Source organism: Dellaglioa sp. CoH-55-MRSF-6, assembly GCF_056782215.1.
This window is the reverse complement of sequence record NZ_JBXAYJ010000009.1, coordinates 22,854-28,905: the sequence shown is the minus strand read 5'-3', so window position 1 is coordinate 28,905 and position 6,052 is coordinate 22,854. Positions and strand designations below refer to the sequence as shown.

The 6,052-nt window shown below is 34.7% G+C and carries 7 protein-coding genes and 1 riboswitch; of the genes, 6 read left to right on the top strand and 1 reads right to left on the bottom strand.

Annotation, left to right across the window (positions count from 1 at the left end):
• Window positions 1-134 precede the first annotated feature (134 nt).
• Window positions 135-233, top strand: a riboswitch (THF riboswitch).
• Window positions 234-273: 40 nt separating this feature from the next.
• The 6 genes from AC1RPK_RS07345 (at window position 274) to tsaD (ending at window position 4,764) form a co-directional block, all read left to right on the top strand.
• On the top strand, window positions 274-795 hold the full coding sequence (locus AC1RPK_RS07345) for a folate family ECF transporter S component (protein WP_481761940.1): 522 nt from the start codon (window positions 274-276) through the stop codon (window positions 793-795).
• Between the two features lie 13 nt (window positions 796-808).
• Window positions 809-1,198, top strand: a complete 390-nt coding sequence (locus AC1RPK_RS07340; protein ID WP_481761941.1) for a tautomerase family protein — start codon at window positions 809-811, stop codon at window positions 1,196-1,198.
• A gap of 121 nt (window positions 1,199-1,319) precedes the next feature.
• Complete coding sequence (gene galE / locus AC1RPK_RS07335) at window positions 1,320-2,309, top strand: UDP-glucose 4-epimerase GalE (RefSeq protein WP_481761942.1); 990 nt, start codon at window positions 1,320-1,322, stop codon at window positions 2,307-2,309.
• A gap of 122 nt (window positions 2,310-2,431) precedes the next feature.
• Window positions 2,432-3,154, top strand: coding sequence for a tRNA (adenosine(37)-N6)-threonylcarbamoyltransferase complex dimerization subunit type 1 TsaB (gene tsaB, locus AC1RPK_RS07330; RefSeq protein ID WP_481761943.1), 723 nt, complete (start codon window positions 2,432-2,434; stop codon window positions 3,152-3,154).
• Window positions 3,138-3,704, top strand: a complete 567-nt coding sequence (gene rimI, locus AC1RPK_RS07325; protein WP_481761944.1) for a ribosomal protein S18-alanine N-acetyltransferase — start codon at window positions 3,138-3,140, stop codon at window positions 3,702-3,704. The genes tsaB and rimI overlap by 17 nt, the downstream gene beginning before the upstream one ends.
• Before the next feature lie 31 nt (window positions 3,705-3,735).
• On the top strand, window positions 3,736-4,764 hold the full coding sequence (gene tsaD, locus AC1RPK_RS07320) for a tRNA (adenosine(37)-N6)-threonylcarbamoyltransferase complex transferase subunit TsaD (protein WP_481761945.1): 1,029 nt from the start codon (window positions 3,736-3,738) through the stop codon (window positions 4,762-4,764).
• A 100-nt stretch (window positions 4,765-4,864) separates the two neighbouring features.
• Here the strand turns inward: tsaD and cytX are convergent, their stop codons facing one another.
• Window positions 4,865-6,052 (bottom strand): putative hydroxymethylpyrimidine transporter CytX, encoded by a 1,188-nt coding sequence (gene cytX, locus AC1RPK_RS07315; RefSeq protein WP_481761946.1) that lies wholly within the window; start codon window positions 6,050-6,052, stop codon window positions 4,865-4,867.

Here is a 6,052-nt window from a genome sequence, read left to right as displayed (position 1 = left end):
ACTTTTTTCTTTATTTCAACTGTGAACATAGTAAAACCCCCTGAGTTAGATTTCTCCAACTCAGGGGGTTCACTTCAACACCCAAAGTTATTTTCTTTTTAGTGGTATACTACACAAGTAGTAAAATACAAAATTTCGGGGTAGAGAATACAGCGTTAAGTGCCAAAAGGACGGAATGTGTCTTTTGGACGAAGGCTAGCGATAGCTGCGGTTGTGTTTTCGCATTCGCCGCATACCACAATGTGGCAACTCCAACGAGGAGATGTCTGAATCATGGAAAATTTAACAAAGAGGTTAACCGCAAAGAATATAGCGGTGATGGGTCTATTATTGGCTGGTCAAATTATTCTAACTAATTTATTATCGTATCAGGTATTGACGTTACGGATAAGTTTCACTTTTATTGCGACTTATCTATTAGCGGCGTGGTTTGGCCCATTACTGGGTGGTATTGGTTCTGTTTTATCGGATTTACTTGGAACAGTATTATTCAGTAAAGGAGGTACATTTTTCTGGGGATTCTCGCTATCTGCTTTCTTAGGTGCGTTTTTCTATGGACTTGTATTTTATAAAAAACCATTTACGTTACCGCGAATTATTATTGCCGTATTAATCAATGTCGTTGTTATTGATTTATTGTTAAATACATTCTGGCTAGTATTAATGTACCAGTCACCTTGGACAATTATCTATGCACGTGCTATCAAAGATTTAATTTTAATTCCAATTCAAATTATTTTGTTATATATGGTTGGTAATAATAAACAAATCCAAAGATTAGGTAAACGATTATAGGAGGATTCAATCTATGCCATTGATGAAAATTGATATGATTGAAGGCCGTTCTGAAGGCCAAATAAAAGAAATTTTAGATATTGCTTATGATGTAATGCTTAATTCATTTGGCGCACCAGTTAGTGACAGATATCAAATTGTCACTCAACATCCAATAAATGAAATGCAAATTTTAGATACTGGGCTTGGATTTATGCGAACAAAAGAAGTATTGGTCTTTAGTTTAACAACGCGACCAAGAACGACAGAGCAAAAAGAAACCTTCTATCAACAGTTAATGCAACAGTTACAAACAAAAGTTGGATTGAGACCAGAAGATTTAATGATTAATTTAACAACTAATACTGATGAAGATTGGAGCTTTGGCATGGGCCAAGCACAATTTTTAACGGGTGACTTATAGAAATTAACCAGACGGCGAATTTATTTTCGTCGTCTATTTATTTGCTAAAGAAGGGTGAATCACTGATAAATTTACTAAAATAAGTTATAATAAAGAAAATAAACTATTTGGAGGAATTTAAATGTCAATTTTAGTTTTGGGTGGCGCAGGTTACATTGGTTCACATACTGTTGATCAATTAGTAGAAAATAGTCGTGATGTTGTTGTTGTCGATAATTTAGTGACAGGGCACTTAGAGGCTGTTAATAAAAAGGCAAAATTTTATCAAGGAGATATTGCGGATAAAAATTTTATGCGCAATGTTTTCAAAAATGAGGATATTGAAGCAGTTATTCATTTTGCAGCTTCATCTCTTGTTGGTGAATCAATGGTAAAACCATTAAAATATTTTGACAATAATACAGCAGGGATGATTCATTTACTTGAAGTCATGACTGAAGTTGGCGTTAAAAAAATCGTCTTTTCTTCAACAGCTGCAACATATGGTGAACCTAAAGTTGTCCCAATTCATGAAGATGACCCTCAAATTCCAACAAATCCATATGGTGAAAGTAAATTAGCCATGGAAAAAATTATGCACTGGACTGACGTTGCAGATGGTGTTAAGTTTGTCGCATTACGTTATTTCAATGTTGCTGGATCAAAACCAGATGGTAGCATCGGTGAAGATCACAATCCTGAAACACATTTAATTCCAATTATTTTACAAGTTGCTAACGGAGAACGTGAAAAATTACAAATTTTTGGGGACGATTATGATACCAAAGATGGTACAAACGTCCGTGATTACGTGCATGTTCTTGATTTAGCAGATGCGCACATTCGCGCCTTAGATTACTTACTTGCGGGAAATGAAAGTAATGCCTTTAACTTGGGTTCATCTAATGGATTTTCAAATATGGAAATTCTAGAAGCAGCACGCCGTGCAACAGGTAAAGAAATTCCTGCAGAAATTGCACCACGTCGTGCAGGTGATCCTTCAACTTTAATTGCAGCAAGTGAAAAAGCACATGAAATTCTTGGTTGGGCTCCTAAGTATGAAAATATGGAAGATATCATTAAGACAGCATGGACTTTTGAACAGACGCATCCAAATGGATTTTCAAAATAAATTAGTTATTAACCATAGGACAATTATTTGTCCTATTTTTTTGTTAATTTTCTCTTAGAAAAAATTTGTGATACTATTTTTGTGCTAAAATGTTAACAAAGCAGAGATAAAGGAAGATATGAATGAAAATTTTAGCAATTGATACATCGAATATACCACTCAGCGTCGCTGTTTTAGAAGATAGTGCATTATTAGCAACTATCACAACGAATATAAAAAAAAATCACAGTATTACATTGATGCCAGCAATTTCTGATGTCATGAAATTAGCAGGTATTAAGCCTGCAGAGCTAGACCGAATTGTGGTTGCACAAGGTCCAGGATCTTTTACTGGTCTCAGGATTGGCGTTGCCACAGCTAAAACACTAGCATTTACATTAGATTGTGAATTAGTTGGTGTCTCTAGTTTAGCAATGTTGGCTGCAGGTATTTCCACAAATAGTGATTCTGATATTGTACCGTTATTTGACGCACGTAGGAATTACGTATTCTCAGGTTTGTATAAAAATGATAATGAGCTTGTAAATGAATTACCAGACCAGCATAGAGAACTTGTGACTTGGGTGACTGAATTAAAAGAGCGTAACCGACCACAAATTTTTGTTGGAACTGATGTCGATTTATTTAAACAACAAATTATCGATATTTTAGGTGATCAGGCACAGTTTCCAGCTTCATTTTTAAATATTCCTCAGGCATTTATTTTGGGATTAATTGGTAAAGATAAAGAGCCCGCTAATCAGGAGACATTTATTCCGAATTATTTACGATTAACGCAAGCAGAGACGCAATGGTTAGAAACCCATTCAGATAAGGATCATAATACCTATGTTGAAAAAATTTAAAGCACGAGTGAAACAAATTATTCCAGAATTAAGACCAGATGAACCTGTTAGGACATTAGTTTTTCAGAATCATAGAATTAAAATTAGAAATGAAAGTTATTTTATGACACGTGCTGTTGTACCTGATATTCCGGAACTACTTGAGATTGAAAAAGCAGTTTATGATGGTAAATCACCATGGAGTGCAAAAATATTTGAAGGCGAAATTTGCCAAAAAAGCAAAACACTTTATTTAGTCTTACGTAAGGAAGATAAAATGTTAGGCTTTATTGGTTGTTCAACGGATGCAATAACGGGAGACGTACATATTGCGAATATTGCTGTTCTACCTGAATGTCAGGGTAGAGGGATGGGAAACTTTTTGGTAACGTCTATTACAAGGCGTGCTCGTTTAATGAGATTTAGAACAGTTAGTTTAGAGGTTCGCCGTGATAACCAGACGGCTTTAAATCTATACCACCAATTAGGATTTACTAAAGTGGGTATCCGAGAGAATTATTATGTTGAAGATGGGCAAGATGCTGTTGATATGTTGCTTAAATTAAAATAAAGGAATATGAATTAAGTTGAAAGAGGTCTCAATGGATAAAACGGAAAGAAATCTAATTTTAGCATTTGAATCAAGTTGTGATGAAACTAGTGTCGCAGTGGTCGAAGACGGTCATCTTATTTTGTCGAACATCATTGCAACGCAAGTTAATAGTCATAAACGTTTTGGTGGTGTTGTACCTGAAGTTGCCAGCCGCCACCATATTGAACAAATTACGAGTTGTATTAAAGATGCTATGACAGAAGCAAATGTAACTTATGATGATTTAGATGCTGTTGCGGTTACTTATGGACCAGGATTAGTTGGTGCTTTACTAGTAGGTGTTTCTGCTGCTAAAGCTATCGCATTTGCTCACGAGTTGCCTTTAATTCCCGTTAACCATATGGCAGGCCATATTTTTGCAGCGCGCTATGAATCTGAAATAGTGTATCCATCAATGGCTTTACTCGTTTCGGGTGGACATACTGAGTTAGTTTATATGCCTGAAGAAGGTCAATTTGAAATTATTGGTGAGACACGTGATGACGCAGCAGGTGAAGCTTATGATAAAGTTGGGCGTGTTCTTGGGATGACTTATCCATCAGGAAAAGAAATTGATGAACTTGCACATACTGGACAAGATACGTTTAATTTTCCGCGTGCCATGATCAAAGATGACAGTTATGACTTTAGTTTCAGTGGATTGAAAAGTGCCTTCATCAATACAGTTCACCATGCAGATCAATTAGGCGAAGAGTTGGACCGGGCTGATTTAGCAACAAGCTTTCAACAAAGTGTGATTGATGTACTTGCTGAGAAAACGGTACGTGCTTGTCATGAGTATGATATTAAACAATTAATTTTAGCCGGTGGTGTGGCAGCTAATAAAGGGTTACGTACAAGACTTGAATCTGATATGAAGAAAATGAATGATATTGAATTTGTGAAGGCGCCCATTAAATTATGTGGTGATAATGCTGCAATGATTGGTGCAGCAGGATATGTTGAATTTATTAAAGGTCAACGTGCAGGATTAAATTTAAATGCTGATCCTAGTTTAGAATTTGATTGGATAGTTTAATTATTATAAAATTAAAATAGAGATTTAGAGTTCGCCTTGTAATGCTAAACAGTTGTTTAACACTGGGGAGAACGCTAAATCTCTATTTTTTTGTAAATGGTTAATTTATATTTCTAAAATAATTTTTTGGTAAAATAAATTGGGATAGATAAACGAGTAATCCTAGTCCGAATAGAATAATAATTGTGGTTCCAAAAATAAAATCAAATTGTTGTAATTGATAGTACGCAATAATGCCAATTAACCACCAAATAATATTTAACCAATAAGGCAACGTTTTTTTCATAATAAAGTAAGTGACAAAAACAATTGCATATAATGGTGTAAAAACTGACGCGATAAAATATAAGAAATTTTGATAATTATCAATAGGAACTACCCATGCAATGACTAAGCCAAGCGCAACTATAATGATACTAATCAATTTCATATGTTTAAAGGAATGTATATTCTGAACGTTAATTGTTGCTGACATAACATCTAAAAATGTGGTTGTAACAGTTGAAAATATAATAATGAATAATGCGATTATACCTAAACCTGATGTAGCCAAGAACGAGGTAAAATCAGTGAATCCGGTTCTAGTTGTTAAAAGTAAGCCAATGGTAAACATGATTAAACTACCTAAAAAATAGCTAAACGAACTAACTGTAGACATAGCAAGTGGATGTTTTGTTGATTTTGTGTAATCACCTATTAGTGGTAGCCAAGATAACGCCATGGTGATATTTAATTCAACAGCTGATCCAAATGTCATATTTAAGCCATTGGAAGTATGTGAAACGGGTACTTTGAAAATTAAAAAAATCATGATACCTGCACCAATAACTAATAAATTAACAACAATTAAATTAATTCGATACAAACTATTTTCGCTAACTAATAACCAAATGATAATCAAAATAGCTATGACAAGTCCCATAATAATTGAATTTTTAAAATTAAGTAAGGAACTTGAAATACCATTCATTGCTGAAATTGCGTTGACGATCATAACAGCGGTCCAACCAATTAGTTGAATCAAATTGATAAGTGAAAATAAGAGCACACCTGTTGAGCCAAAAGCAACTTTAGTTGACTGAATGGCTGTCTGATGCTTTTTGGCACCAATATAACCAGCAGGTAGTAAGAAGAGACCACAACCAATTAAATGACCAATTAGAATTGCAAGGAAACCTTTAGAAAAGCCAAGTGGAGCTAGTAACATGCCCGTCATAATTTCGGCAATTGAAATGGCCGCACCTAGCCAAAGTAAAAATTGTCCACGTAATTCTTTAGTTTCTGTCAT